Consider the following 24,987-nt stretch of genomic DNA (forward strand, 5'->3'; position numbering starts at 1 on the left):
GATCCACCCCGGCTCCGATCTCCCGGCCTGCGGATTTCCGTAGCGTCGAAGGCGTCGGCAGCGCTCGCTGTCGGCAGACCCTTCCTCGCTCACGGAGGCTGTGATGTCCGGGCTCGTCGACGTGTTGGTGATCGTGGCCGTAGCTGCCCTCGTGATCGTCCGGCAGCTGCGCGCAAGCCGGATCGACACCGGGCGGCGCTGGTGGCTCCTGCCCGCGATCCTGGCCGTCGTGGCACTCCGAGAGCCCGGCCTGGTGGACGCCCACCACCACACGGCATCGGTCGTCCTGCTCACCGCCGAACTGCTCACCGGTGTCGCCATCGGAGCCGGCTGGGCCTGGACGACCCGAATATGGGCCGAGCCGGACGGCGCGGTGTGGAGCAGGAGCACCAAGGCGAGCGTGGCTGTCTGGGTCGTCGGCATCGGACTGCGCGTCGGCCTCTTCGCGCTCGGAGCGATGCTCGGCGTCCACCAGGACTCCTCCGCACTGCTGCTCGCCCTGGCGGCCACCTTGCTGGTCCGCTCCGGGATCCTCGTCTGGCGCGCTCACTCCCTCCGCCCGGCTGCCGTACCGGCCACGGCGTACGGTGACCTCATGTTCCGGTCCACGGGGAAGGAACGCGTGTGACGGAGAACGCCTGGACACGCTGGCCCTCCCGGGAAGCGCTCGGGCGTGCGGAAGTATCACGTCCCCGGCGCATGCTCGGGTGGGTCGTGCGGGCGGTGGTACTCGGCATGCTCCTCTGGAGCGCCTTCACCGACAGCCATGTTCGCGGCTGGGGCGCGGTCGGGGCGGCGGCGGGTGTCCTGCTCGCCGCGTTCGTCGCCTGGGCCCTCTTTCGCACCACTCTCGCGCACCGGCTCTGGCCGTCCATGGCGCTCATCACCGTGCTCCTGGGGATCGCATCCGTCGCCCAGGCCGCCGACTTCAGGGTTCCCGCCCTCGTCATCTGGTTCGGGTGTGCCGTCACCGCGCTGGAGCGGCTGCCCATGGCCACTGCCCTGCCGGTGACCGTGGTCGCCCTCACGTTGTACGCCGCGGTGAACGACGACGCATGGCTGACCACCGTGGCCACGACCGCGGGACTAGCCCTTGCCGGGTACGTCCTACGACTGGACGCCGAGGCCCGTGGCAACGCCCAGCGGCTGCTCGCCCAGGAGCGGGCGGCGCGGGCGGCGGAGGCGGAGTCGGCGGCTCTCGCTGAGCGGGGCCGCATCGCGCGGGAGATCCACGACGTACTGGCGCACAGCCTCTCGGCGCAGCTCGTGCATTTGGAGGCGGCCAGGCTGCTGATCGAGAGGGGCGCCGACCGGGACCAGATCCTCGAACGGGTGGTGGCGGCAAGGGGAATGGCCCGCGAAGGCCTCGCCGAGACCCGGCAGGCGCTGTCGGCGCTGCGTGGGGAGCTGACTCCGGTGGAGGACTTCCTGACCGAGCTCGTGGGGACGGCCGAGGGCGCCGGGGCCACCATTTCGGGTGAGCGCAGGCCACTGTCCGCCGAGGCGTCGCAGGCCGTGCGGAGGGTCGCGCAGGAGGCCTTGACCAACGTCCGCAAGCACGCACCGGGGGCCAAGGTGCGGGTGCGGCTGGAGTACGGCGAGCACCAAGTGACGCTGGTCGTGCGGGACTCGGGCGGTTCACCGGGCGAACTCACCGCCACCGGAGCCGGGTACGGTCTGCTGGGCATGCGGGAGCGCGCCGAGCTGCTGGGCGGTTCGCTGGACGCCGGGCCGGACGAGGAGGGGTTCGTGGTGACGTTGAAGGTGCCGGCATGACGGAGGAGGCGGAGCAGAAGTCGGCGCGGGTGGTGGTCGCCGACGACCAGACCGTGGTCCGCGAAGGCATTGTGATGTTGCTGGGCCTGCTGCCCGGAGTCGAGGTCGTCGGCGCAGCGGGGGACGGGGAGGAGGCGGTGAAGCTCGTCGCCGAACTCGCCCCGGACGTGGTGCTGATGGATCTGCGTATGCCCCGCTGTGACGGGGTGGAGGCGACCCGGCGGATCCGGACCGAGTACCCGGGGACGCAGGTCGTGGTGCTGACGACGTACGCGGACGACGAGTCGCTGTTCCCGGCGCTGAAAGCGGGGGCACGTGGCTACCTCACCAAGGACGCGGGAGGTGACGAGATCGTACGGGCCGTACACAGCGTGCTGTCCGGGGACGCGGGGCTGTCGCCGAGCATCCAACGACGGCTCCTGGAGCGGCTCTCGGAACCCGAGCCGCGGCCGGCGGCACCCACCGAGGCGCCGGACGGGCTCACCGCGCGGGAGGTCGAGGTGCTGGAGTTGATCGCCGAGGGGCTCAGCAATCAGGAGATCGCCCGCAAGCTGCATGTCTCCACGGCGACCGTGAAGACCCACATCAACAACATGTTCGGCAAGACGGGGCTCAAGGACCGCGCCCAGGCGGTGCGTTACGCCTATGCGAAGGGGCTTGTGCGGCCACCGACCGGTTGAATCACCTGATGGGGTGAAGAGCGAGGGGAAGAGAAGTCGGGGATCTTCCCGTTCTGTCCATCCTTGGGCATGCAGTCAAGCAACGGTCGTCCCCGCGGAGTCGGGGGTGATGCCGAAAGTTCGGTCGAGAACCACGACGGTCATGCCCTGGCCCCCGCCGAGGCGTCCGCAAGTGTGAGGTACGACGATCCCTGGTACGACGCACTCGCCTCCGGCTGGGGGGAGGCGAGCGGTGACGGCGTGCCAGTGAGGGCGACTGCGTCGGCACGCGGAGAACGCGAGGACGCGGCTGCCGCAGCGGCCGACGTCTATCTCGAGGTGCAGCGCAGCGCGGCTTTCCAGGAGGTGCGCAGCCGGTACCGGAGGTTCGTGATTCCGGCGGGCGCCGCGTTCTTCGTCTGGTACCTGGCCTACGTGGTGACTGCCACGACCGCGCCCGGGCTGATGGCACGGCCCGTGGCGGGCGCCGTGAACGTGGCGATGCTCGCGGGGCTCGGGCAGTTCCTCACCACCTTCCTGCTCACCTGGGCGTACGCCCGCCATGCGCGGCTGCGCAGGGACCGGGCAGCGCTCGAACTGCGCTGGGACACCCAGGAACTGACGCGTGGTGTCCGGGGCGGTGTCCTGTGACGGGCGACCACCAGACTCTCGCGCTGATCCTGTTCAGCGTGTTCGTCGCGGTCACGCTGGGGATCACGACATGGGTGAGTCGCCATCGGCACGGTTCGGCGGAGGAGTTCTATGCCGGCGGTCGCCTTTTCTCACCGATGGAGAATGGTTTTGCCATCGCGGGCGACTACATGTCGGCCGCCTCCTTCCTGGGCATCTCCGGGCTCATCGCCCTCTTCGGCTACGACGGGATGCTGTACTCGGTGGGCTTCCTCGTGGCCTGGCTGGTGGTGCTGTTCCTCGTCGCCGAACTGGTGCGCAACTGCGGGCGGTTCACGCTCGCCGACGTCGTCGTCGCGCGGATGAGTGAGCGGCCGGTGCGGATCGCGGCGGGAACCTCCTCGGTCACCGTGTCCGTTCTCTACCTGGTGGCGCAGATGGTGGGCGCGGGCAGCCTGGTCGCGCTGCTGCTCGGGGGCACGAGCGAGGCGGCGCAGGCCTGGACCGTCATCGGCGTCGGCGCGCTCATGGTGATCTATGTGTCCTTCGGCGGGATGCGGGCCACCACATGGATCCAGATCGTCAAGGCGGTCCTGCTGCTCAGCGGCACCGTCACGCTGACCGTGCTCGTCCTGGTGCGGTTCCACGGCGACTTCGACCAGCTGCTGCTCACTGCGGCGGAGCGCAGCGGTCACGGCGAATCGTTCCTGGCACCCGGCCTGAAGTACGGCGGGGACTGGACCGCCCGCTTCGACTTCATCAGCCTGGGACTCGCGCTCGTGCTGGGCACGGCCGGGCTGCCGCACATCCTGTCCCGCTTCTACACCGTGCCCACCGCGCGGGCCGCACGGCGCTCGGTCGTGTGGTCGATCGGGCTCATCGGCGGCTTCTACCTCATGACGATCGTCCTCGGGTTCGGCGCGGCGGCGATCGTGGGGCCGGAGGCGGTACGCGGGTCGAACGCGTCCGGGAACACAGCGGTTCCGCTCCTGGCGCTCGATCTGGGCGGAGGCGCGGGGTCCACGGGAGGAACGGTTCTCTTCGCGATCGTCGCCGCTGTCGCCTTCGCCACGATCCTCGCGGTGGTCGCAGGGATCACGCTCGCCTCCTCGGCGTCCGTGGCCCACGACCTGTACGCGTCGCTGCGGCGCCGGCACGCCAAGCCGCGCAGCGAGGTGGCCGTGGCCCGAACCGCCGCCGTCGGGATCGGCGTGGTCGCGATCGCCCTTGGACTGCTCGCACGCGATCTCAACGTCGCGTTCCTGGTGGGCCTCGCCTTCGCCGTGGCCGCGTCCGCCAATCTGCCGGTCCTGCTCTACTCGCTGTTCTGGCGCGGGTTCACCACCCGTGGCGCCGTATGGTCCGTCTACGGCGGACTGATCCCGGCCGTGGTGCTCGTGCTCCTGTCACCCGTGGTGTCGGGCAGCCCCGAATCGCTGTTCCCCGGCGTCGACTTCCAGTACTTCCCGCTGCAGAACCCGGGCCTCGTCTCGATCCCGCTGGGCTTCGTCGCGGGCTGGCTCGGCACGGTGACCTCGGCGGAGGTGGCCGACGAGGCCAAGCACGCGGAGACCGAGGTGCGGTCGCTGACGGGAGCGGGAGCGGTGTAGGGGCGGCGCCCTCACGGTCGTACGGCATCGGGGTTCAGCTAGGGCGCCACCCACGCGTACCGGTGTTCGGGGCGGCCCGTGTCGCCGTATCTGAGGGAGAGGCGGAGGCGGCCGGCCTGTTCCAGGTGGCGGAGGTAGCGCTGGGCGGTGGAGCGGCTCAGGCCCGTCTCGGCGGCGACCTCGTGGGCCGAGAGCGGGTGGTCGGCGCCGTGCAGGACGCGGCAGATCAGGTCCGTCGTCGGCTCCGAGTGCCCGCTCGGCAGGCCCGGTGACGGCGGTGCCGGTGTGGTGCGCAGGGCGCTGAAGATCCGGTCGACCTGCTCCTGGCCGGCGATGCCGCGGCCGCCGACCCGGTCGACGGTGCGGCGCAGGGCGGCGTACGAGTCGAGGCGGGTGCGCAGGGCGGCGAAGGTGAACGGTTTGACCAGGTAGTGGAGGGCGCCCAGACGCATCGCGGTCTGCACGGTCGCCACGTCTCCGGCCGCCGTGATCATGATGACGTCGGTGCCGTGACCCTGTTCCCGCATACGGTGGACGAGTTCGAGGCCCGTCTCGTCGGGCAGGTAGTGGTCCAGCACGACCAGGTCGATGGTTCCACGCTGTACGGCGCTCAGGGCCTGGGCGGCGCTGTGCGCGCGGGCGGCCACCCGGAAGCCGGGAACCCTTCCCACGTACTTGGCGTTGATCTCGGCGACACGGAAGTCGTCGTCCACGACCAGGACGTCAATCATCGGGGCTCTTTCCGTCAAGGCCTGACGGGCGTTAAGCCCGTGTTTCGGCTTCGCTGTTGTAGCGCGAGCAAAACGAGCACAACAGGCCGTTGCAAGCAAAAGAACGGCATGTGCTCAGAAGGCTGATGTCGTGGCGTGGGCCACATCTACCGTCCCCGGCCATGAGCACAGACATCAGCCCCGCCATCGAGCTGCGGGGCGCGAGCAAGACGTTCCGGACCCCGTCGGGGGGTCTGCACACGGCCGTGAGGGGACTTGATCTCACGGTCGGGCGTGGGGAGTTCGTGGCGGTCGTCGGCCCCACCGGCTGCGGCAAGTCGACCACGTTGACCCTGGTCAGCGGCCTGGAGGAGCCCTCCCAGGGGGAGGTCCTGGTGGTGGGGGAGCCGGTCCGCGGGGTCGGGGACAAGGTGGGCTTCGTCTTCCAGCAGGACGCCACCTTCCCCTGGCGCACGGTTCTTTCCAACGTCATGGCCGGTCCCCGCTTCCGCGGAGTGCCCAAGGCGGAGGCGAAGCGGAAGGCGCGGGAGTGGCTGGCCCGGGTCGGGCTCACGGCCTTCGAGGACCGCTATCCGCACCAGCTCTCCGGCGGCCAGCGCAAACGCGTCGCGCTCGCCGCGACCTTCGTCAACGACCCCGAGATCCTGCTGATGGACGAGCCGTTCTCCGCGCTCGACGTGCAGACCCGGGCTCTGATGTCCGACGAACTCCTCGAACTGTGGGCGGGTACGGGCGCCTCCGTCGTCTTCGTCACTCACGACCTGGAGGAGTCCATCGCGCTGGCCGACAAGGTCGTCGTGATGACGGCCGGGCCGGCCACGGTCAAGCAGATCTTCGACATCGACCTGCCGCGCCCCCGCAAGGTCGAATCGGTGCGCCTGGAGGCGCGGTTCATCGAGATCTACCGAGAGATCTGGGAGTCCCTCGGCGAAGAGGTCCGCATCACCCGGGAGAGGGGTGCCGCCCATGTCGCCTGAGGTCCTGAGCACGCCGGTCGTCGAGACGGCCAAGGCCCCTGATCGCGCGCACTCACGCGCGCGTGCCGCTCGCAGACGCAGGATCGTCGTAGCGGTGTCCCGGGTGTTGCTCCTGGCCGCCGTCCTCGGACTGTGGGAGGTGCTCTCCCGGGCCAAGATCATCGATCCCTTCAACTTCTCGATGCCCTCGAAGATCTGGGACCAGATCTGGACCTGGATCACGCACGGGACCGCACTCGGCTCCCTGGGCGAACAGATCTGGTACACGCTGTACGAGGCGCTGCTCGGCTGGGTCATCGGCGTGGTCGGCGGTGTCGTGTTCGGTATTGCTTTCGGGCGGATCACCTTGCTCGCCGATGTCCTTGGTCCATACATCAAGGTGCTCAACTCGATACCGAGGATCGTCCTTGCCCCGATCTTCGTGATCTGGTTCGGGCTCGGCCCGGCCTCCAAGGTCGCGTCGGCCGTCGTGCTGGTGTTCTTCCCGGTGTTCTTCAACGCCTTCCAGGGGGCCCGCGAGGTCGACCGCAACCTGGTCGCCAACGCCCGCATCCTCGGGGCGAGCGACCGCAGGGTGACGCTTCAGGTGGTCATCCCCTCCGCCACCTCGTGGATCTTCACCAGCCTCCATGTGAGTTTCGGCTTCGCCCTCATCGGCGCGATCGTCGGCGAGTACATCGGCGCGACCAAGGGCATCGGCCTGCTCGTCGCGCAGTCGCAGGGCACCTTCAACTCGGCCGGTGTGTACGCCGCGATGGTCATCCTCGCCGTCGTCGCGCTCCTCGCCGAAGGGCTCCTCACCTTCGCCGAGCGTCGCATCTTCCGCTGGAAGCCGTCGGACTCCGACAGCTGAACGCTCCCCAGGCAATCCCCACCCCGCACCGCACCCTCACAAGGACGTGAACCCCATGCGCAACACCGCCAGATACGTCTCCCTGGCCGCAGCCGGCCTGCTCGCCCTCTCCTCGCTCACCGCCTGTGCCGACGACGCGGCCAGTACGGCGTCCAGCGGATCCGGCAGCAAGGGCGACGGAAAGGGCACGAAGGTCAAGATCATGGTCGGTGGCCTCGACAAGGTCATCTACCTGCCGGCGATGCTGACCCAGCGGCTCGGCTACTTCGACGCCGAGGGACTCGACGTGGAGCTGCTGAGCGAGCCCGCCGGCGTCCAGGCCGAGACCGCACTAGTCTCCGGTCAGGTCCAGGGGGCCGTGGGCTTCTACGACCACACGCTCGACCTGCAGGTGAAGGGCAAGGCGGTGGAGTCGGTCGTCCAGTTCTCGCACGCGCCCGGCGAGGTGGAGATCGTCTCCAACAAGGCGGCGGGCGACATCACCTCGCCCAAGGACTTCAAGGGGAAGAAGCTCGGCGTCACCGGCCTCGGCTCCTCCACCGACTTCCTCACCAAGTACCTCGCCGTCAAGAACGGCGTGAAGGTCAGCGAGTTCACGCCGGTCGCCGTCGGTGCGGGGCCGACGTTCATCTCGGCGCTCCAGCAGGGCGCCATCGACGGGGGCATGACCACCGACCCGACCGTCGCGACGATCATGGACAAGAAGGCTGGCAAGATCCTCCTGGACATGCGCACGCCCGAGGGCTCGGAGGAGGCGCTCGGCGGGCCGTATCCCTCGTCAAGCCTGTACATGCAGACGGACTGGGTCAACAGCCACAAGGACACCGTCCAGAAGTTGGCCAATGCATTCGTCAAGACGCTCAAGTGGATGTCCACCCACAGCGCGACCGAGATCGCCGACGAGATGCCGACCGACTACGCGCAGGGCAGCAAGCTGCTGTACGCGGTGGCCATCAAGAACACGCTGCCGATGTTCACCGAGGACGGCGTGATGCCCAAGAACGGCCCCGAGACCGTCGAGAAGGTCCTCAAGGCGTTCAACCCCAACATCCAGAACGCCGACGTCGACCTGAGCAAGACGTACACGACGGAGTTCGTGGCGAAGGCGGGCTGACGCCCTCAGGCGCGGGTCGCCCACACGTAGCGGTGTTCCGGGCGGCCCGCGTCGCCGTACTTGAGCGTGAGCCGGGCCCGTCCCGTGCGCTCCAGGAGCTTCAGATAGCGCTGGGCGGTCTGGCGGCTCACCCCTGTCCGCTCGGCGATCTCCTGGGCCGACAGGGGGCCTTCGGCGTTCATCAGGGACCGGCGGACGAGCTCCGCCGTGGTGGGGGAGTGCCCTTTGGGCAGATCGGGCTCCGAGGGCGTGGACAGGGCGCCGAAGATGCGGTCCACCTCGGCCTGTTCCGCCTCGCCGCCGCCGTCGAGGGTGCGGCGCAGCTCCGCGTACGCCTCCAGCCTGGCCCGTAGGCCCGCGAAGGCGAACGGCTTCACCAGGTACTGCAGCGCGCCGTGCCGCATCGCCGCCTGCACGGTCGTCACGTCCCGCGCGGCCGTCACCATGATCACGTCGGTCTGGTGGCCGCGTCGGCGCATCTCCTGGACGACCGCGAGACCCGTCTCGTCGGGCAGGTAGTGGTCCATGAGGACCAGGTCGACATGGGGCAGCGCCTCCAGCTGGCCCAGCGCCTCGGCGGCGCTGTGGGCCTCGCCGGCCACATGGAAGCCCGCCACCTTCGCGACGTAGGCGGCGTTGACCCGCGCGACCCGGATGTCGTCGTCCACGACCAGAACCTCGATCATCACGACTCCTCCTCGGTGGCGGACTGCCGGGCCGACGACGCGGTGAGGGCCGGCTCCGGCTCGGCCAGCGCGTCAGGCAGGACGACGGTGAACTCCGCGCCTCCGCCGCCCGCCTCACCGACGGTCGCGCTGCCACCCTGCCGTTCGGCGAGCCTGCGCACGAGGGAGAGTCCGATGCCGCGGTTCCGGTGCGCCGGAGGCTTCTTGGTCGACCATCCCTCGGTGAAGATCAACTCGCGTTGCTCCGCCGGAACTCCGGGCCCCGTGTCGCGCACCCTGAGGACGACGGCACCTCCCTTCGCGCGCAGTTCGACCTCCACGCGCGCGTGCGGAGTACCGGCGACGGCGTCCAGCGCGTTGTCCACCAGGTTGCCGACGATCGTGACGAGCCCGCTCGGATCGACCAGCCGGTCCGGCAGCCGGGTCCGGTCGGACACCCACAGGGCCACCCCGCGCTCGGCCGCGACCGTCGCCTTGCCGACCAGCAGCGCGGCGAGCAGGGGATCCCGGATCTTCTCGGTGACCTGCTCCGCGGTGGCCCGGTGGTCGCCGACGACCTCTCCGACGAACTCCACGGCGTCGTCGTACATCTCCAGTTCGAGCAGCCCGAGGAGCGTGTGCATCCGGTTGGCGTGCTCGTGGTCCTGCGCGCGCAGGGCGTCGATCAGGCCGTGGGTCGAGTCGAGTTCCCGGCCGAGCTGCTCCAGCTCGGTGCGGTCGCGCAGGGTGGCGACGGCGCCGCCGTCGTCGGTGGGCATGCGGTTGGCGACCAGCACGCGCTGGCCGCGGACGGTGACCAGGTCGGTGCCCGTCACCCGGCCGGTCAGAACATCGGCCGTACGGCCCTCGCCGAGCGCCTCGGCGGGGGAGCGGCCAATGGCCTCGTCCCCGATGCCCAGCAGGCGCCGTGCCTCGTCGTTGAGCAGGCGTATACGGCCGGCGCGGTCCAGGGCGACGACACCTTCCCGGATGCCGTGCAGCATGGCCTCCCGCTCCGAGAGCAGCGCGGAGATGTCCGAGAAGGCCAGGTCACGGGTCTGCCGGTGGACCCGGCGAGAGATCAGCCAGGCGGCCAGCGCGCCGACGGCCAGGGCGCCGCCCGCGTACGCGAACAGCCCCGGGATCGCGTGGATCAGCCGGGCCCGCACGCTGTCGTAGGCGATGCCGACCGAGACCGCGCCGACGATGTCGCCGTCGCTGTCGCGCAACGGCACCTTGCCGCGCGCGGTGCGGCCCAGGGTGCCGCTGTCGATCTGCATGACCTCCTGGCCGGCCAGAGCCTGGCCGGGGTCGGTCGAGACGGTCCTGCCGACCTCGTCGGGGGTGGTGTGCGACCAGCGCACGCCCCTCCAGTCCATCACCACGATGTACTCGGCATGGGTCGCCTTGCGGATCTGTTCCGCCTCCTTCTGGACCGGTCCGTCGGCCGTGGGAGGCGTGTTCTTGACCTGGTCGGCGATCTGCGGCTGGGCCGCGGTGGTCTGGGCGATCGCGAGCGCGCGGCGCATCGCCTGATCGTCCAGCTGGTCGCTGAGAGGCGCGAGGAACAGTCCGGTCGCGAGCACCGCGACTCCCGCGGCGATCGCCAGCTGCATCAGCAGCACCTGCGAGAACACCCGCTTCGGCATTCCGAGGCGCAGGCGGCGTGCGGGGGGAGTGGGGCTCATACCCATGACGGTACGTGGGCACGCCGGATCTGCCGCAAGGGGTGCGGCATGGATATCTTGATCAATGCTTGGCGGGCCTGTCCACGTGTGCTGAACCAGGCCGAGCCCGGTCAGCTCGCGAGCGCCGTCGCCGTCAGCTCGCGCACCGCCACTACGTCCATCCGCGCGGGTGAGCCGAGCACCGATGCCCCGCAGCTCTCCGGACGGGGCGGCAGGGACGCTCCCTGGGCCACGAGGACGCGCCAGCGGCGCCCGTCGGTGTGGGCGACGGTCACCTCCCAGCGCGGGGCCGCGCCGTCCGTCCGTACGACTGTCAGCGCCTCCGCCGCGTATTCGCCCACCGCCGTGCGCACGGCCAGCTCGGCCGCCTGGCCGGGGCGCTCCCAGGCCGAGTTCCCGCGGCAGCCCTCGACTACGATCCGTCCCCCTTCGACGCTGTGCAGGATCTGCTTGACGGCATGGGCCTCGGCACGGCCGTACGCGTAGCCGTACGGCAGCACGAGCAGCGTCGGAGAGAAGCGATGACCACCCAGATGGGTGACCTCCCAGACGCCCTCGACGGCCGATGCGGCCAGCTCCGCGGCGAGCGGGCGGCCCAGGAGCGCGCAGCAGCGGTCCCGCTTGCCGTTGGTGCACACGAGCGCGAGTGGGTCGCTGGTGTGGGGCCGCCCCCGGAGCGCCGCGTCGAAGGTCGTGTGGTCGCCCCTGCCGAGCGCGGCGAAGTCGAGGTTGAGCAGCTGCCGCGGGTCGCGGGTCGTCGCGCCGTGCAGCCACACGTTCCCTGGCACGGCATGGGCCGCGTACACCTGGCGCACGGCGGGTGTGCCGCTGTCGGCATGCCGTCCAGGGCGGCGGATGAGCGCGATGCGCACGCCCGTGCCGTCCGCGGCGGCCTCCAGGGCACGGCCCAGCGTGGGGTCCAGGTGGCTCGAAGTGAGCGCCTTGGCACCCCAGGGGCCGGACTGTTCCAGCAGCAGCCACGTCTGTGCGGTGGCCGCGGTTCCGGAAACGGGCTCGTCGAGGTCGTGCGAGACCGTTGAACAGGTACTCACAGAGGTGAGCCTAACCTGACTTGGCCCGGGGTGACTTCCGGCCGCGTCCGAGTCCTACTCCGGCAGTGGCCGAGGCGGCTTCGGTCCTACGTAGATGCCGCTCGGGCGCATGCGCAGCGGGCGCTCCCCGTACTCCTCCAGGGCGTGGGCGATCCAGCCCGCCGTACGGGCCACGGCGAAGATCGTCTCGCCCGCCGTGGCGGGCATGCCGGAGGAGGCGGTGAACACGGCGAGGGCCAGGTCGACGTTGGCGTGCAGCGGGGTGTGGCGGGCGGCGGTGGCCGCGATGTCGTGGGCCGCGGCGAGGGCGGGTTCGGCCCGCGGGATCTCCTCCAGGAGGCCGAACAGGGCACGCGCGCGTGGGTCTTCGCCGGGGTAGAGCCGGTGGCCGAGGCCCGGGATGCGACGGCCGGCCCGCAGTTCCTCCGCGATCACGGGAGCCGCGTCACCGCGATCGAGTACGTCGAGGAGCAGCCGGTGGGCGAGCCCGCTGGCCGCGCCGTGCAAAGGGCCCTCCAGGACGCCGAGCCCGGCGGAGACGGCCGCGTAGGCGTGCGCGCGGGCCGACGCGGCGACGCGGACCGCAAGCGTGGAGGCGGCGAGATCGTGGTCGACGAGCAGGCCGAGCGCCGTGTCCAGGGCGCGCAGCGACGCCTCGTCGGCGGGCCGCCCGGTCAGCCGCGTCCACAGCCGGTGGGCCAGGGGGCCGTCGTCGCGGCGGTCGCGCAGCGCAGGCGGGAGGGCGGCGACGAGGGTCGGGATGAGGGTGCGCGCACTGCCGAGCACGGCCTCCTCGGACAGGTCGAACCGCAGCGGATCCGCGACCGCCGCGGCGATCGCCGCGACCCGCAACCGGTCGGTGGGGCCGGTGTGTTCGGGCAGCGCGTCGACGGCGCGGCGGGCCACGTCGACGGCGGCGTCGGGCGCGGTGAAGGTGACTCCAGGGCGCAGCTGTCCGGTCCAGAGCCACTCCGCGATCTCTTCGTAGGAGTGGCGCGCGGCCAGTTCGACCGCGTCCACGCCCCGGAAGTAGTACCGGTCCCGGTCGATCAACGTGATCCGGGTCCGTACGGACAGCTCACCGCCGGAACCCGAACTCCCGCTGCTCTCCCGCCGGTTGCGCCGGGCGAGCGCCTCCACCTCCTTGGCTTCGAAGGTGCTGCCCCGGCCGCCGGGGACGCGTCGGCTGCTCAGTTGACCGCGGCTCACGTAGGCGTAGACGGTCTCGGGCTTCACGCCCAGCAGCTCGGCGGCTTCCTTGGTGCTCAGTCGCCGCTCGGCGGAAGCGGAACCGGGGAGGGGTTCTTGATCGCGCATAAGAGGTCACCGTATCCGTAGCCCGGTGGGTTGATCCTGATGAGTTGATTCAATCAATATTGACAGAGTAAGAGTCAACCATGGACATTCGAATCAAGTCCAGGGAGGAATCATGTCCGTCAACAGGTCCGCATCCACCCTCGTCGACGTACCGCGAGGGCTCGCGGGAGTCGTCGTCACCGATACCGAGATCGGGGACGTCCGGGGGCGCGAGGGCTTCTACCACTACCGCCAGTACTCGGCCGTCGAACTCGCACAGACCCGCGGGTTCGAGGACGTCTGGCATCTCCTGGTCCATGGCGAACTGCCGGACGCCGGGCGCGCGGTGGCGTTCGCCGCCGAGACCGCCGCATTGCGGCGGCTGCCGGACGAGGTGCGGGCGGCGCTGCCCGCGCTCGCCGCGGCGAGCGGAGCTTCCGGACCGCTCGCCGGCATGCGTACGGCCTTGTCGCTACTCGGTGCGGCGAAGGGGTTCCGGCCGGTGTACGACATCGACGCGGACCGGCGGCGCCGGGACACCCTCGGTACGGCCGCGGCCGTACCGACGCTTCTCACCGCGCTGCACCGGCTGGGCAAGGGGCTCGAACCTGTGGAGCCGCGTGAGGACCTGTCGTACGCGGCGAACTACCTCTACATGTTGACGGGTTCGGAGCCGGAACCGCGGCGGGCCCGGGCGGTCGAGCAATACTTGATCTCAACCATTGACCATGGCTTCAACGCATCAACCTTCACGGCGCGGGTCATCGCCTCGACCGGGGCGGATGTGGCGGCGTGCCTCGTGGGGGCGGTGGGGGCGCTGTCCGGGCCGCTGCACGGCGGTGCGCCCAGCCGGGCGCTGGACACCCTCGACGCGATCGGCACCCCCGACCGGATCGACGCCTGGATCCGTGAACGTGTGCTCGCCGGCGACCGGATCATGGGCTTCGGCCACGCGATCTACCGCACGGAGGACCCGCGGTCCCGGATGCTCCGCGAGGTCGCGCAAGGGTTCGGCGGTCCGCGCGTCGACTTCGCCGTCGAGGTCGAGCGCCATGTCGAGGCGATCCTCGCCGAGTTGAAGCCGGGCCGAGAGCTGCACACCAACGTCGAGTTCTACGCCGGCGTGGTCATGGAGCTGTGTGGTCTGCCCCGCGAGATGTTCACCCCGACGTTCGCCGCGGGGCGGGTGGTGGGGTGGAGTGCGAACATCCTGGAACAGGCGGCGGACTCGAAGATCATCCGGCCGGTGGCGCGGTATGTGGGGCCGGGGGCGCCGGTGGCGGTTCCCGCGGTGACCTGACCGGTACTCGAAGTGCCGTGCCTGGAGAGGGCTTTCCGTGTGCGGCCGGCGGTCAAGGCTGTCGCGAAAATTTCACTCACTTGCAGGGGGATAACACGCGCACCAGGCGCACCGGAGTCGATATCTTTACCTGGCCCTCTCCGGGCGCTCCGGCGAACACCCCTGCGCGCGGAGAGCGCACTCCGACACAGCGCCGACGAACCACCGCGGATGGCTTCGGAGGGCACACCCATCCCTCTGAGTCACAAGGCGGTACACCTCCGTGAAGATCGTGCGACGTGTCGGGGTCTCTCCTCGGGAGCGTGGCAGTACCACAGGGCAGACCTGCCCCGACATCTTCGAGCTCAGTAACGGCGACTTCGCCGTCATCGGGCGCGAAGCGACCGCGGAACTTGATCATGAGCTCCCGTCGGACGCCGCACGAGCGGACTACGAGAGGATCGTCGTCATCACGCGCGAGACGCTCGTCCGCGCAAAGTGTGACATCCCCGACGCCTGACGCCTCCTGACGGTTCGCCGCCCTTCTCGGGGCCCGGTGCAGCGAGGCCGGGCCCTCAGTCATGCCGACTCGTCGGGTGGCTCGCCCACGACCCACCACTCGTCGGTGTCGGAGTCATCGAGCTCCTGGATCAGGTCGTCCATCATCCGCCCGAGGATGAATTCCTCCGACGCCTCGGGCAGGCTCTTGCGGTGGTGGCGGGTCGCCTCCCAGTACTCGCGGAACACCTTGTTCTGGCACATCACCCGCAGATGTCCGTACAGCTCCGCCTGGGACAGGGCGCCGATCCGGTAGAAGTGCAGGTTGTTCACGTAGAGCGCGTTGGCGAAGAGGAACTGTCGCTGTTTGTGGAGGGGGATCTCGGACTCGTACGTGTTCAGCACCTCGGCCAGAGCCGGATCGTCCATGGCTTTGCAGAGTAGGTCGAAGGAGAGCCGGTGCTGCTCGGCCAGCGCGGCCCTCTTGCGGTGCCGTGAACCCGGCGTGCTGACGGAGTCGATGGCGGCCGCGAGCTTCGTTTTCGCAGCCGAAACGATCCTTCGTACACCTGTACTCTGTGTGGCCATGTCAACCCCCGGTTCAGGCGTCCATCCGCCGGTCGTCGGGGTGCGGGTCGACTGATGGGGACCGGCGAGCGGTGGGCGGCGCTTGCCGTCTCCCAGGGTGCCGAGCGGCTCTGATCGGCGGGGGAGGCGGAGAGGAGGCGCACGGAGGGAAGTGAGGGTCGCACGAACCGGCGCCATGCCCAACGTCTGCCCCGCAAGTGCTGCTAACAATCGTTCACTTAGCAGTGATTCTTCCGGCTCGTATCCTGGGTGCGCATTCAATCCTCGTACGTGTGCAGGGCGGCAGTCCGGCGCACGCGTCGGCGTGAGAGAGGTAGCGCGTTGAGCCGGAGCCCGCAGCAGATCCCAGTCGTCGTGCTCGCCGGATTCCTCGGTTCCGGAAAGACCACGCTCCTCAACCACCTCCTCCACCGCAGCGGCGGCAGCCGCATCGGCGCCATCGTCAACGACTTCGGCGCCATCGAGATCGACGCCATGGCCGTGGCGGGCGCGCTCGGCGACTCCACCGTCTCCCTCGGCAACGGCTGCCTGTGCTGTGCCGTCGACGCCAGCGAGCTGGACCTCTACCTCGGACGGCTCGCCACGCCCGCCGCCGGCATCGACGTCATCGTCATCGAGGCCAGCGGCCTCGCCGAGCCGCAGGAACTCGTGCGCATGGTGCTCGCCAGCGAGCACCCCGGGATCGTCTACGGCGGTCTCGTCGAGGTCGTCGACGCCGCCGAGTTCGACGACACCCGCGCCAAGCACCCCGAGATCGACCGGCATCTCGCCCTCGCCGACCTCGTCGTGGTCAACAAGCTCGACCGGGCGCCGGACGCCGAGCGTGTCCTCGGACTCGTCCATTCCTTCACCGACCGCGCCGCCGTCGTCCCTGCCACCTACGGCCGTATCGACCCCGAGCTCCTCTTCGACTGCCGGCCGAACGAGGAGCGCATCGGGCAGCTCTCCTTCGACGATCTGCACGATCACCCCCATGGTGACGATCACGCAGACCATCTCCACTCCGCCTACGACACCCTGTCCTTCACCTCCGAAGTGCCCCTCGACCCGCGCCGGTTGATGGGGTTCCTCGACAGCCGGCCCGAGGGGCTGTACCGGATCAAGGGGCACGTCGACTTCGGGCCGTACGACACGCGTAACCGCTACGCCGTGCATGCCGTCGGACGGTTCCTCCGCTTCTACCCGGAGCCCTGGGCGGCTGCTGGCGCCCGCCTCACCCAAATCGTCCTCATCGGCTCCGGCATCGACGCGTCCGCCCTCGGCAAGGAGCTGGAGGCGTGCAAGAGCGACGCCCCACACGCCGACGAGCACGGCATGTGGGGCGTCCTGCGCTACGTACAGGAGCCTGACGAGCAGGATCCCGACGGGATCTAGACCGGTCCCGCCACCACCGACACCGTCTTCGCCAGGGACACGCCCGAGCCGTCGCGCCGCGGGTCCATCTCCGGGAGGTCGGCCGGTGTGCCGTTCTTCTGCGCGGCACGGGCCGGTACGGCGCCCGCCCAGGCCAGCGACAGGCAGTCCTCGCCCTTCAGGAACCGCTGGCAGCGGACGCCGCCGGTGGCGCGGCCCTTGCGCGGGTACTGGTCGAACGGGGTCAGCTTGGCCGTCGTCTGGACGGAGTCGTCGAGCGTGCCGCGCGAGCCCGCGACGGTGAAGACGACCGCCTCCACCGCCGGGTCCACCGCGGTGAAGGAGATGACCTTCGCGCCCTCGGTGAGCTTGATGCCCGCCATACCGCCCGCCGGACGGCCCTGCGGACGGACCTGCGCGGCCTGGTAGCGCAGCAGCTGTGCGTCGTCCGTGATGAAGACCAGGTCCTCCTCGCCGGTGCGCAGTTCGATCGCGCCGACGATCCGGTCGCCCTCCTTGAGCGTGATGACCTCCAACTCGCCCTTGTTGGACGGATAGTCGGGCACCACACGCTTGACGACGCCCTGTTCCGTGCCGAGCGCCAGACCGGGGGACGACTCGTCGAGCGTGGTCAGACAGACCAGCGTCTCGTCGTCCTCCAGGGAGAGGAACTCCGACAGGGGGGCGCCGCCCGAGAGGTTCGGGGCCGCCGCCGTGTCCGGGAGCTGCGGAAGATCGATGACGTTCAGACGCAGCAGCCGGCCCGTCGACGTCACCGCACCCACCTCGCCGAGCGCCGTGGCCGGCACCGCCGAGACGATCACGTCATGCTTGGCGCGCCTGACGTCCTCGTCCTCCGGGAACGGCTCGCCGTTGGCCGTGCGGGCCAGCAGACCCGTCGAGGACAGGAGCACCCGGCACGGGTCGTCCGCCACCTGCAGCGGTACGGCGGACACCGTGGCGCCCGCCGACTCCAGCAGGACCGTACGCCGCTCGGTGCCGAACTTCTTGGCCACCGCGGCCAGTTCGGCGGAGACCAGCTTGCGCAGCTCGGAGTCCGACTCCAGGATCCGGGTCAGCTCCGCGATCTCGGCGTTCAGCCGGTCCTTCTCCGACTCCAGCTCGATGCGGTCGAACTTGGTGAGGCGGCGCAGCGGGGTGTCGAGGATGTACTGGGTCTGGATCTCCGACAGCGAGAAGGTCTCCATCAGGCGCTGCTTCGCCTGCGCCGAGTTGTCGCTGGAGCGGATGAGGCGGATGACCTCGTCGATGTCGATCAGCGCGGTGAGCAGACCCTCGACCAGGTGCAGCCGGTCGCGCCGCTTGGTGCGCCGGAACTCGCTGCGGCGTCGTACGACCTCGAAGCGGTGGTCGAGATAGACCTCCAGGAGCTCCTTGAGGCCGAGGGTGAGGGGCTGGCCGTCCACCAGCGCGACGTTGTTGACGCCGAAGGACTCCTCCATCGGCGTCAGCTTGTAGAGCTGCTCCAGAACCGCCTCGGGCACGAAGCCGTTCTTGATCTCGATGACCAGACGCAGGCCGTGCGCGCGGTCGGTGAGGTCCTTGACGTCGGCGATGCCCTGCAGCTTCTTCGAGCCGACCAGGTCCTTGATCTTGGCGATCACCTTCTCCGGGCCGACCGTGAAGGGCAGTTCGGTGACGATGAGGCCCTTGCGGCGCGCCGTCACGTTGTCCACCGCCACCGTCGCGCGGATCTTGAAGGTGCCGCGGCCCGTCTCGTACGCGTCGCGGATGCCGGAGAGACCGACGATCCGGCCGCCGGTGGGCAGGTCGGGGCCGGGGATGTGCCGCATCAGGGCGTCCAGATCCGCGTTCGGGTAGCGGATCAGGTGGCGGGCGGCCGCGATGACCTCGGCGAGGTTGTGCGGCGCCATGTTGGTGGCCATGCCGACCGCGATGCCCGAGGAGCCGTTGACCAGCAGGTTCGGGAAGGCGGCGGGCAGCGCGCCCGGCTCCTGCTCCTGGCCGTCGTAGTTCGGGGCGAAGTCGACGGTGTCCTCGTCGATGGACTCCGTCATCAGGGTCGCGGCCTCGGCGGCGCGGCACTCGGTGTACCGCATGGCGGCCGGCGGGTCGTCGTTGCCCAACGACCCGAAGTTGCCGTGGCCGTCGACCAGCGGGACGCTCATCGAGAAGGGCTGGGCCATGCGCACCAGGGCGTCGTAGATCGACGCGTCGCCGTGCGGGTGCAGCTTGCCCATGACCTCGCCGATGACGCGGGCGCACTTCACATAGCCGCGGTCGGGGCGCAGGCCCATCTCGTTCATCTGGTAGACGATGCGGCGGTGCACCGGCTTGAGGCCGTCGCGGGCGTCCGGCAGGGCGCGGGAGTAGATGACCGAGTACGCGTACTCGAGGTACGAGCCCTTCATCTCGTCCACGACGTCGATGTCGAGGATCCGCTCCTCGTACGAGTCGTCGGGCGGCGGGGTCTTCGTGCTGCGGCGGGCCATCGCTGCCGGCTCCTCCTGTTTCGGGTCGCTCGCCTGCAGGGCGCTCCTGCCGCAGCGAACGGGATCTGACGCTGACCATTGTGGACCGTGGCACTGACAGTCCGGGCCGGGACCCGGCGCAGGCGCCCGGCCCGCCGCGGAGAGGCACGCCTCCCGCGGGCTGCCCGCAGGCTACGCGATCTCGCTCTGGGCGTACGTCGACCGGGAACTTCGCCGACGGTCCGCGCGCTTGCATACAGTGGCAGGACCGGCAGCAGAACCGCGGTTTCAACGACCGCGTCAGCCATTGAAGGGACGTACATGCCCATGGGTCACACGGCCACAGACCAGGCAGGCACCGGGGGCCTGACAGCGACCGAGCACCGTCTGGCCAACGGGCTGCGCGTGGTGCTCTCCGAGGACCACCTGACCCCGGTCGCGGCGGTGTGCCTCTGGTACGACGTCGGCTCACGCCACGAGGTCAAGGGACGTACCGGTCTGGCTCACCTCTTCGAGCACCTGATGTTCCAGGGCTCGGGCCAGGTCAAGGGCAACGGCCACTTCGAGCTCGTCCAGGGCGCGGGCGGCTCGCTCAACGGCACCACGAGTTTCGAGCGCACCAACTACTTCGAGACCATGCCGACCCACCAACTGGAGCTCGCGCTCTGGCTGGAGGCCGACCGTATGGGGTCGCTGCTCGCCGCCCTCGACGACGAGTCGATGGAGAACCAGCGGGACGTCGTCAAGAACGAGCGCCGGCAACGCTACGACAACGTCCCCTACGGCACGGCGTTCGAGAAGCTGACCGCCCTCGCCTACCCGGAGGGCCACCCCTACCACCACACCCCGATCGGCTCGATGGCCGACCTGGACGCGGCGACCCTGGAGGACGCGCGCGCGTTCTTCCGTACGTACTACGCGCCGGGCAACGCCGTCCTGTCGGTCGTCGGCGACATCGACCCGGAGCAGACGCTCGCCTGGGTCGAGAAGTACTTCGGCTCCATCGCCGCCCACGACGGCAAGCCCGCCCCGCGCGACGGCGCGCTGCCCGAGGTCATCGGCGAGCAGCTGCGCGAGGTCGTCGAGGAGGAGGTGCCGGCCCGCGCCCTGATGGCGGCCTACCGGCTGCCGCACGACGGCACGCGCGCGTGCGACGCGGCCGACCTGGCGCTCACCGTCCTCGGCGGCGGAGAGTCCTCCCGCATCTACAACCGGCTCGTACGGCGCGACCGTACGGCTGTCGCGGCCGGCTTCGGACTGCTGCGGCTGGCCGGGGCGCCCTCCCTGGGCTGGCTGGACGTGAAGACCTCCGGGGACGTCGAGGTGCCGGTCATCGAGGCCGCGATCGACGAGGAGCTCGCCCGGTTCGCCGAGGAGGGCCCCACGGCCGAGGAAATGGAGCGCGCCCAGGCCCAGTTGGAGCGCGAGTGGCTGGACCGGCTCGGCACGGTCGCGGGCCGTGCCGACGAACTGTGCCGGTTCGCCGTCCTGTTCGGCGACCCGCAGCTCGCCCTCACCGCCGTGGGGCGCGTCCTCGAGGTGACGGCCGAGGAGGTCCAGGAGGTCGCCAAGGCCCGGCTGCGCCCGGACAACCGCGCTGTGCTCGTGTACGAGCCGGTCGCCGGAGAGGTTGCCGAGGACGCGGATCCCCCCGAAGACCCCGAGGCCGAGGCCACGATCGAGGCCGGCGACAAGAACGAGGAGGCGGCCAAGTGACCGAGCTCGCCACGATGCAGTTCCACCCGCAGCCCCAGGCGGGCGAGGCCAGGCCCTGGGCGTTCCCGGCCCCCGAGCGCGGCGCGCTCGACAACGGCCTGACCGTTCTGCGCTGCCACCGCCCCGGCCAGCAGGTCGTCGCCGTCGAGGTGCTCCTGGACGCGCCCCTGGAGGCGGAGCCGGCCGGTTTCGACGGCGTCGGCACGATCATGGCGCGGGCCTTCTCTGAGGGCACCGACAAGCACTCCGCCGAGGAGTTCGCCGCCGAACTGGAGCGCTGCGGCGCCACTCTCGACGCGCACGCCGACCACCCCGGCGTCCGCCTGAGCCTCGAAGTGCCGGCCTCCCGCCTCGCCAAGGCGCTCGCTCTGCTGGCCGACGCCCTCAGGGCACCCGCGTTCGCCGACAGCGAGGTGGAGCGGCTGGTCCGCAACCGCCTCGACGAGATCCCGCACGAGCTGGCCAACCCCTCCCGCCGCGCCGCCAAGGAGCTTTCCAAGGAGCTCTTCCCGGCCACCTCGCGCATGTCGCGCCCCCGCCAGGGCACCGAGGACACGGTCGAGAAGATCGACTCGGCGGCCGTACGCGCCTTCTACGACCGCCACGTCAGGCCCGCCACGGCCACCGCAGTGGTCGTCGGCGACCTCACCGGCATCGACCTGGACGCGCTGCTCGGCGACACCCTGGGCGCGTGGACCGGCTCCACGGCCCAGCCGCGCCCCGTGCCGCCGGTGACCGCCGACGACACCGGACGGGTCGTCATCGTGGACCGCCCCGGCGCCGTCCAGACGCAGCTCCTGATCGGCCGTATCGGCTCCGACCGGCACGCGCGCGTGTGGCCCGCGCAGGTGCTCGGCACGTACTGCCTCGGCGGCACCCTCACCTCCCGCCTGGACCGTGTCCTGCGCGAGGAGAAGGGCTACACCTACGGTGTGCGGGCGTTCGGGCAGGTCCTCAGGTCCGCCCCGGACGGCTCCGGTGCCGCGATGCTCGCCATCAGCGGCTCCGTGGACACCCCGAACACCGGTCCCGCCCTGGACGACCTCTGGAAGGTGCTGCGCACGCTCGCCGAAGGGGGCCTCACCGACGCCGAGCGCGACGTCGCCGTGCAGAACCTCGTCGGCGTGGCGCCGCTGAAGTACGAGACCGCGGCGGCCGTCGCGAGCACGCTGGCCGACCAGGTCGAGCAGCACCTGCCGGACGACTTCCAGGCGACGCTGTACCAGCAGCTCGCCGCCACCGGCACCGTCGAGGCCACCGCGGCGGCCGTGAACGCCTTCCCGGTGGACCGTCTGGTGACGATCCTCGTCGGCGACGCGGCGTCGATCAAGGAGCCCGTCGAGGCCCTCGGCATCGGCGAAGTCACGGTCGTGACAGCCGAGTAGAAGCCCGAGTAGAGACCCGAGCAGAAGCAGGCACACCGAGGGGCCCTGGTGACGGAAGCGCCACCAGGGCCCCTTAATGTCCGAATTGAGGGAGAGGTTGCCTGTCTGCCCTGTGGCATGTGCAACAAAAGCCTTGATCCGTTTGGGGATTGAAAGTGGTCCCGTTTAGCTTCGTCCGGGCTGTCCGTCAGGCACCGCGCCGCATCCGCGGCACCGGACAGCCATCGCCGAGTCCCCACATGGCGCGAGCCAGGGGAGCCGGGGACCCACTTGTGCAGTCCCTGGGGTGAATCGGACGCCCGCGCGTGCCGCGAGGGCGCCCGTAGGAGACCTTCCTGCTCCGAACCCGTCAGCTAACCCGGTAGGCGAGAGGGAAGGAAAGGACAACCCACCACATATGGCGTTCACCTGCGCCACCGGGAAGCACCGTCGTCCGAGCCGGATGAAGCGCAGCACCGCCCGCGTGGCGGGTATCGCGGCGCTCACCACCACCGGTGTCATCGGCAGCCTCGCCGCCCCGGCCCTCGCCGCGGAGACCTCCGCGGAGCAGACCGGCATCATCCCGGTCCTCACCATCGACGACTCGGTCGCCGACCAGATCGACGCCCAGGCCGCCGCTCAGGAGCAGGCCGCCGAGGAGGCCGCCGCCCACAAGAAGGCCGTGGCCGCCGCCAAGAAGAAGGCGGCGGAGAAGGCCAAGGAGGAGCGCGAGGCCAAGGAGCGCGCCGCCCGCGAGGCCGAGCGCAAGCGCCTCAACAGCTTCGTGCTCCCGGTCACCGGCTCCTACGTCTCCACCGGCTACAAGACCGGCGGCTCCCTGTGGTCCTCCGGCAGCCACACCGGTGTCGACTTCCACGCCTCCAGTGGCACCTCCGTCCACGCGGTCGGCCGCGGCACCGTCGTGGAGGCCGGCTGGGGTGGGTCGTACGGCAACGAGATCGTGATCAAGATGAACGACGGCACGTACACCCAGTACGGCCACCTGTCGTCCATCGCTGTCTCGGTCGGCCAGTCGGTCACCCCGGGCCAGCAGATAGGCCTCTCCGGCGCGACCGGCAACGTCACCGGCCCGCACCTGCACTTCGAGGCCCGCACGACCGCGGAGTACGGCTCGGACATCGACCCCGTCGCCTACCTCCGCTCGCACGGCGTCAGCGTCTGACGCCCGCGTCTCGTGAACGTCTGACAACAGACGGCAAAGCACCCCGAAGCCCCGGCTCCCCGAGCCGGGGCTTCGGCGTTTCAGACGGCCGTCTGTCCAAAAAATATCCATGGATTCCGGCCCGCCATCGGAAATTCCCGCTGATTGCAATAGAGTCACTGAACACACGTCAATCGTCGACGTTTCACGGGGATTAAAGCGGAGGTCGGTCATGCGTATTCCGGCGCACTCGGTATGCACGGCGATCCGGGACGACATCGTCGCGGGTGTCTACGAGCGCGGCAGCCGGCTCACCGAGGAACTGCTCGCCCGCCGCTACGGCGTCTCGCGCGTCCCCGTCCGGGAAGCGCTGCGCACGCTGGAGGCCGAGGGCTTCGTGGTGACCCGGCGGCACGCGGGCGCGTGCGTCGCGGAACCGACCGAGCAGGAGGGTGCCGACCTCCTGGAGATGCGCATGCTCCTGGAGCCGCTCGGCGCCTCCCGGGCCGCCCAGCGGCGCACCGAGGCCCATCTCAAGGTGCTGCGCGGCCTGGTCCGGCTGGGCCAGGAGCGGGCCAGGCGGGGCAACAGTGATGACCTGCGCTCCCTGGGGGGCTGGTTCCACGAGACGCTCGCCCAGGCCTCCGGCAGTCCCGCGATGACCTCGATGCTGACCCAGCTGCGGCACAAGATCGCCTGGATGTACGCGGTGGACGCGCCGGCCAGCCCGGTGGAGTCCTGGGCGGAGCACGGCGCGATCGTGGACGCGGTGGCGCGCGGCGACAGCGAGCGGGCGCGAGCGGTCACGGCGCTGCACACCGAGCGCGCGACGGCCGCGCACCGACTGCGGTTCGCCTCCGGCGGGGACCGCACGGAACGTGTGAGGAACTCGCAACATCCCGTAAACATGACGAGCGTGCGGCATTAACACTGGCGCCGTATACAAAGAGGAGATAATTCGCGGGGGATTATTTCTGCTGTCTGTGAACGGGAATTAAGAAGGGCTCGCCCGGTAATTCGGACGAGCCCTTCGGTGTTGCCTTACTGCGTCTTTACTCAGACGGTCTCGGGAAGCTCCTCGAGCCCCTCGGAGACCAGCTTCGCGAGCCGGTCGAGGGCCACGTCCGCGCCCTCGGCCTCGGAGGCGAGGACGATCTCCTCGCCGCCCTGGGCGCCCAGGCCGAGGACGGCCAGCATGGAGGCCGCGTTGACGGGGTTGCCGTCGGCCTTGGCGATCGTCACCGGGATACCTGCGGCCGTGGCGGCCCGGACGAAGATGGAAGCGGGGCGGGCGTGGAGGCCCTCGGCCCAGCCGACGTTGACGCGGCGCTCAGCCATGTGATGCTGCCCTTCGGTGTTCAGGGTTGTCTAGACCAGTTTCCCACAACGTGAAGCCCGCCGGAGCGGTCCTTCGTCCCGTCCGGGGTGAGTCGTCGGACCGCGGCCTCGGTCCGACGTCCGTCCTTGTGAGCTCTCTTGCGTTCTCCACAGACTGCCTCGCGCCGTTGTCGTACGCGAGCCGT

23 protein-coding genes and 1 riboswitch are annotated in these 24,987 nt (G+C 70.2%); of the genes, 15 read left to right on the plus strand and 8 right to left on the minus strand.

All coding sequences use genetic code 11. The features are described 5' to 3' along the window. Nucleotides 1-103 precede the first annotated feature (103 nt). The 5 genes from IG08_RS0122670 (at nt 104) to IG08_RS0122690 (ending at nt 4,675) form a co-directional block, all read left to right on the plus strand. On the plus strand, nt 104-628 hold the full coding sequence (locus IG08_RS0122670) for a CcdC protein domain-containing protein (RefSeq protein WP_030605467.1): 525 nt from the start codon (nt 104-106) through the stop codon (nt 626-628). Further along, nucleotides 625-1,776, plus strand: a complete 1,152-nt coding sequence (locus tag IG08_RS0122675; RefSeq protein WP_030605469.1) for a sensor histidine kinase — start codon at nt 625-627, stop codon at nt 1,774-1,776. The genes IG08_RS0122670 and IG08_RS0122675 overlap by 4 nt, the downstream gene beginning before the upstream one ends. Continuing rightward, entirely contained in the window at nt 1,773-2,456 is a 684-nt protein-coding gene (locus IG08_RS0122680) for a response regulator transcription factor (protein WP_030605471.1), read from the plus strand. Before IG08_RS0122675 ends, IG08_RS0122680 begins: the two co-directional genes overlap by 4 nt. Nucleotides 2,457-2,525: 69 nt before the next feature. After that, nucleotides 2,526-3,086: a DUF485 domain-containing protein gene (locus tag IG08_RS0122685; protein ID WP_078655693.1), complete on the plus strand. Its 561-nt coding sequence runs from the start codon at nt 2,526-2,528 to the stop codon at nt 3,084-3,086. Further along, on the plus strand, nt 3,083-4,675 hold the full coding sequence (locus IG08_RS0122690; RefSeq protein WP_030605474.1) for a solute symporter family protein: 1,593 nt from the start codon (nt 3,083-3,085) through the stop codon (nt 4,673-4,675). The genes IG08_RS0122685 and IG08_RS0122690 overlap by 4 nt, the downstream gene beginning before the upstream one ends. A gap of 38 nt (nt 4,676-4,713) precedes the next feature. Here the strand turns inward: IG08_RS0122690 and IG08_RS62520 are convergent, their stop codons facing one another. After that, nucleotides 4,714-5,406 (minus strand): response regulator, encoded by a 693-nt coding sequence (locus IG08_RS62520; protein ID WP_030605478.1) that lies wholly within the window; start codon nt 5,404-5,406, stop codon nt 4,714-4,716. Nucleotides 5,407-5,567: 161 nt separating this feature from the next. On the opposite strand from IG08_RS62520, the gene IG08_RS0122700 reads away from it, so the two are divergent. From IG08_RS0122700 to IG08_RS0122710, 3 genes are read left to right on the plus strand one after another with little or no spacing between them, the layout of a single operon-like run. After that, complete coding sequence (locus IG08_RS0122700; protein WP_030605480.1) at nt 5,568-6,383, plus strand: ABC transporter ATP-binding protein; 816 nt, start codon at nt 5,568-5,570, stop codon at nt 6,381-6,383. Then, complete coding sequence (locus IG08_RS0122705; RefSeq protein ID WP_030605481.1) at nt 6,373-7,236, plus strand: ABC transporter permease; 864 nt, start codon at nt 6,373-6,375, stop codon at nt 7,234-7,236. The genes IG08_RS0122700 and IG08_RS0122705 overlap by 11 nt, the downstream gene beginning before the upstream one ends. A gap of 55 nt (nt 7,237-7,291) precedes the next feature. Next, the gene (locus IG08_RS0122710) at nt 7,292-8,350 is read left to right on the plus strand and encodes an ABC transporter substrate-binding protein (protein ID WP_030605484.1); all 1,059 of its coding nucleotides are present in this window, start codon (nt 7,292-7,294) and stop codon (nt 8,348-8,350) included. Nucleotides 8,351-8,355: 5 nt separating this feature from the next. On the opposite strand, the gene IG08_RS0122715 is transcribed toward IG08_RS0122710, so the two are convergent. The 4 genes from IG08_RS0122715 to IG08_RS0122730 all read right to left on the minus strand — a co-directional run bounded on the left by IG08_RS0122715 (nt 8,356) and on the right by IG08_RS0122730 (nt 13,072). Beyond that, a complete protein-coding gene (locus IG08_RS0122715) occupies nt 8,356-9,036 on the minus strand; it encodes a response regulator (RefSeq protein WP_030605487.1) in 681 nt (226 codons plus the stop codon). After that, nucleotides 9,036-10,703 (minus strand): ATP-binding protein, encoded by a 1,668-nt coding sequence (locus IG08_RS0122720; RefSeq protein ID WP_043454918.1) that lies wholly within the window; start codon nt 10,701-10,703, stop codon nt 9,036-9,038. The genes IG08_RS0122715 and IG08_RS0122720 overlap by 1 nt, the downstream gene beginning before the upstream one ends. Before the next feature lie 110 nt (nt 10,704-10,813). Beyond that, nucleotides 10,814-11,755 carry a sucrase ferredoxin gene (locus tag IG08_RS0122725; protein WP_030605492.1) on the minus strand — a complete coding sequence of 314 codons (942 nt, stop codon included), beginning with the start codon at nt 11,753-11,755 and terminating at the stop codon, nt 10,814-10,816. A gap of 54 nt (nt 11,756-11,809) precedes the next feature. Continuing rightward, nucleotides 11,810-13,072, minus strand: a complete 1,263-nt coding sequence (locus IG08_RS0122730) for a citrate synthase (protein ID WP_030605495.1) — start codon at nt 13,070-13,072, stop codon at nt 11,810-11,812. A gap of 112 nt (nt 13,073-13,184) precedes the next feature. On the opposite strand from IG08_RS0122730, the gene IG08_RS0122735 reads away from it, so the two are divergent. Together IG08_RS0122735 and IG08_RS0122740 are read left to right on the plus strand one after the other, a co-directional pair. Then, nucleotides 13,185-14,351: a citrate synthase/methylcitrate synthase gene (locus IG08_RS0122735; protein ID WP_030605498.1), complete on the plus strand. Its 1,167-nt coding sequence runs from the start codon at nt 13,185-13,187 to the stop codon at nt 14,349-14,351. Between the two features lie 262 nt (nt 14,352-14,613). Beyond that, complete coding sequence (locus IG08_RS0122740; RefSeq protein WP_030605500.1) at nt 14,614-14,850, plus strand: hypothetical protein; 237 nt, start codon at nt 14,614-14,616, stop codon at nt 14,848-14,850. 59 nt (nt 14,851-14,909) lie between these two features. Here IG08_RS0122740 and IG08_RS0122745 read toward each other — a convergent pair whose 3' ends face one another. Continuing rightward, nucleotides 14,910-15,416, minus strand: a complete 507-nt coding sequence (locus IG08_RS0122745; RefSeq protein WP_030605502.1) for a DUF6082 family protein — start codon at nt 15,414-15,416, stop codon at nt 14,910-14,912. A gap of 321 nt (nt 15,417-15,737) precedes the next feature. Here IG08_RS0122745 and IG08_RS0122750 point away from each other — a divergent pair, with 321 nt between their 5' ends. Then, a complete protein-coding gene (locus IG08_RS0122750) occupies nt 15,738-16,790 on the plus strand; it encodes a CobW family GTP-binding protein (protein ID WP_030605505.1) in 1,053 nt (350 codons plus the stop codon). Here the strand turns inward: IG08_RS0122750 and IG08_RS0122755 are convergent. Continuing rightward, nucleotides 16,787-19,243 carry a DNA gyrase/topoisomerase IV subunit A gene (locus IG08_RS0122755; RefSeq protein WP_030605508.1) on the minus strand — a complete coding sequence of 819 codons (2,457 nt, stop codon included), beginning with the start codon at nt 19,241-19,243 and terminating at the stop codon, nt 16,787-16,789. The two genes, IG08_RS0122750 and IG08_RS0122755, sit on opposite strands and share 4 nt — an antisense overlap. Before the next feature lie 306 nt (nt 19,244-19,549). On the opposite strand from IG08_RS0122755, the gene IG08_RS0122760 reads away from it, so the two are divergent. From IG08_RS0122760 to IG08_RS0122775, 4 genes are all read left to right on the plus strand, one after another. Further along, nucleotides 19,550-20,938, plus strand: coding sequence for a M16 family metallopeptidase (locus IG08_RS0122760; protein ID WP_078655695.1), 1,389 nt, complete (start codon nt 19,550-19,552; stop codon nt 20,936-20,938). Beyond that, nucleotides 20,935-22,323, plus strand: a complete 1,389-nt coding sequence (locus IG08_RS0122765; protein WP_030605513.1) for a M16 family metallopeptidase — start codon at nt 20,935-20,937, stop codon at nt 22,321-22,323. The genes IG08_RS0122760 and IG08_RS0122765 overlap by 4 nt, the downstream gene beginning before the upstream one ends. A gap of 215 nt (nt 22,324-22,538) precedes the next feature. Then, nucleotides 22,539-22,706, plus strand: a riboswitch (cyclic di-AMP (ydaO/yuaA leader). 14 nt (nt 22,707-22,720) lie between these two features. After that, the gene (locus IG08_RS0122770; protein ID WP_030605515.1) at nt 22,721-23,485 is read left to right on the plus strand and encodes a M23 family metallopeptidase; all 765 of its coding nucleotides are present in this window, start codon (nt 22,721-22,723) and stop codon (nt 23,483-23,485) included. 211 nt (nt 23,486-23,696) lie between these two features. Further along, the gene (locus IG08_RS0122775) at nt 23,697-24,392 is read left to right on the plus strand and encodes a GntR family transcriptional regulator (protein ID WP_030605516.1); all 696 of its coding nucleotides are present in this window, start codon (nt 23,697-23,699) and stop codon (nt 24,390-24,392) included. Between the two features lie 128 nt (nt 24,393-24,520). Here IG08_RS0122775 and IG08_RS0122780 read toward each other — a convergent pair whose 3' ends face one another. Then, nucleotides 24,521-24,802 (minus strand): HPr family phosphocarrier protein, encoded by a 282-nt coding sequence (locus tag IG08_RS0122780; RefSeq protein WP_030605519.1) that lies wholly within the window; start codon nt 24,800-24,802, stop codon nt 24,521-24,523. Between the last annotated feature and the right edge of the window lie 185 nt (nt 24,803-24,987).

Source organism: Streptomyces fulvoviolaceus (assembly GCF_000718165.1).
Classification (GTDB): Bacteria; Actinomycetota; Actinomycetes; order Streptomycetales; family Streptomycetaceae; genus Streptomyces; species Streptomyces fulvoviolaceus.

Bases quoted from the DNA above. Each gene is read 5' to 3' on its own strand.
- IG08_RS0122745 (WP_030605502.1), bottom strand. From the start codon at position 15,416: ATGGCCACACAGAGTACAGGTGTACGAAGGATCGTTTCGGCTGCGAAA.
- IG08_RS0122780 (WP_030605519.1), bottom strand. From the start codon at position 24,802: ATGGCTGAGCGCCGCGTCAACGTCGGCTGGGCCGAGGGCCTCCACGCC.
- IG08_RS0122715 (WP_030605487.1), bottom strand. From the start codon at position 9,036: ATGATCGAGGTTCTGGTCGTGGACGACGACATCCGGGTCGCGCGGGTC.
- IG08_RS0122775 (WP_030605516.1), top strand. From the start codon at position 23,697: ATGCGTATTCCGGCGCACTCGGTATGCACGGCGATCCGGGACGACATC.
- IG08_RS0122700 (WP_030605480.1), top strand. From the start codon at position 5,568: ATGAGCACAGACATCAGCCCCGCCATCGAGCTGCGGGGCGCGAGCAAG.
- IG08_RS62520 (WP_030605478.1), bottom strand. From the start codon at position 5,406: ATGATTGACGTCCTGGTCGTGGACGACGACTTCCGTGTCGCCGAGATC.
- IG08_RS0122705 (WP_030605481.1), top strand. From the start codon at position 6,373: ATGTCGCCTGAGGTCCTGAGCACGCCGGTCGTCGAGACGGCCAAGGCC.
- IG08_RS0122720 (WP_043454918.1), bottom strand. From the start codon at position 10,703: ATGAGCCCCACTCCCCCCGCACGCCGCCTGCGCCTCGGAATGCCGAAG.
- IG08_RS0122685 (WP_078655693.1), top strand. From the start codon at position 2,526: ATGCAGTCAAGCAACGGTCGTCCCCGCGGAGTCGGGGGTGATGCCGAA.
- IG08_RS0122760 (WP_078655695.1), top strand. From the start codon at position 19,550: ATGGGTCACACGGCCACAGACCAGGCAGGCACCGGGGGCCTGACAGCG.
- IG08_RS0122770 (WP_030605515.1), top strand. From the start codon at position 22,721: ATGGCGTTCACCTGCGCCACCGGGAAGCACCGTCGTCCGAGCCGGATG.
- IG08_RS0122730 (WP_030605495.1), bottom strand. From the start codon at position 13,072: ATGCGCGATCAAGAACCCCTCCCCGGTTCCGCTTCCGCCGAGCGGCGA.
- IG08_RS0122670 (WP_030605467.1), top strand. From the start codon at position 104: ATGTCCGGGCTCGTCGACGTGTTGGTGATCGTGGCCGTAGCTGCCCTC.
- IG08_RS0122755 (WP_030605508.1), bottom strand. From the start codon at position 19,243: ATGGCCCGCCGCAGCACGAAGACCCCGCCGCCCGACGACTCGTACGAG.
- IG08_RS0122710 (WP_030605484.1), top strand. From the start codon at position 7,292: ATGCGCAACACCGCCAGATACGTCTCCCTGGCCGCAGCCGGCCTGCTC.
- IG08_RS0122680 (WP_030605471.1), top strand. From the start codon at position 1,773: ATGACGGAGGAGGCGGAGCAGAAGTCGGCGCGGGTGGTGGTCGCCGAC.
- IG08_RS0122735 (WP_030605498.1), top strand. From the start codon at position 13,185: ATGTCCGTCAACAGGTCCGCATCCACCCTCGTCGACGTACCGCGAGGG.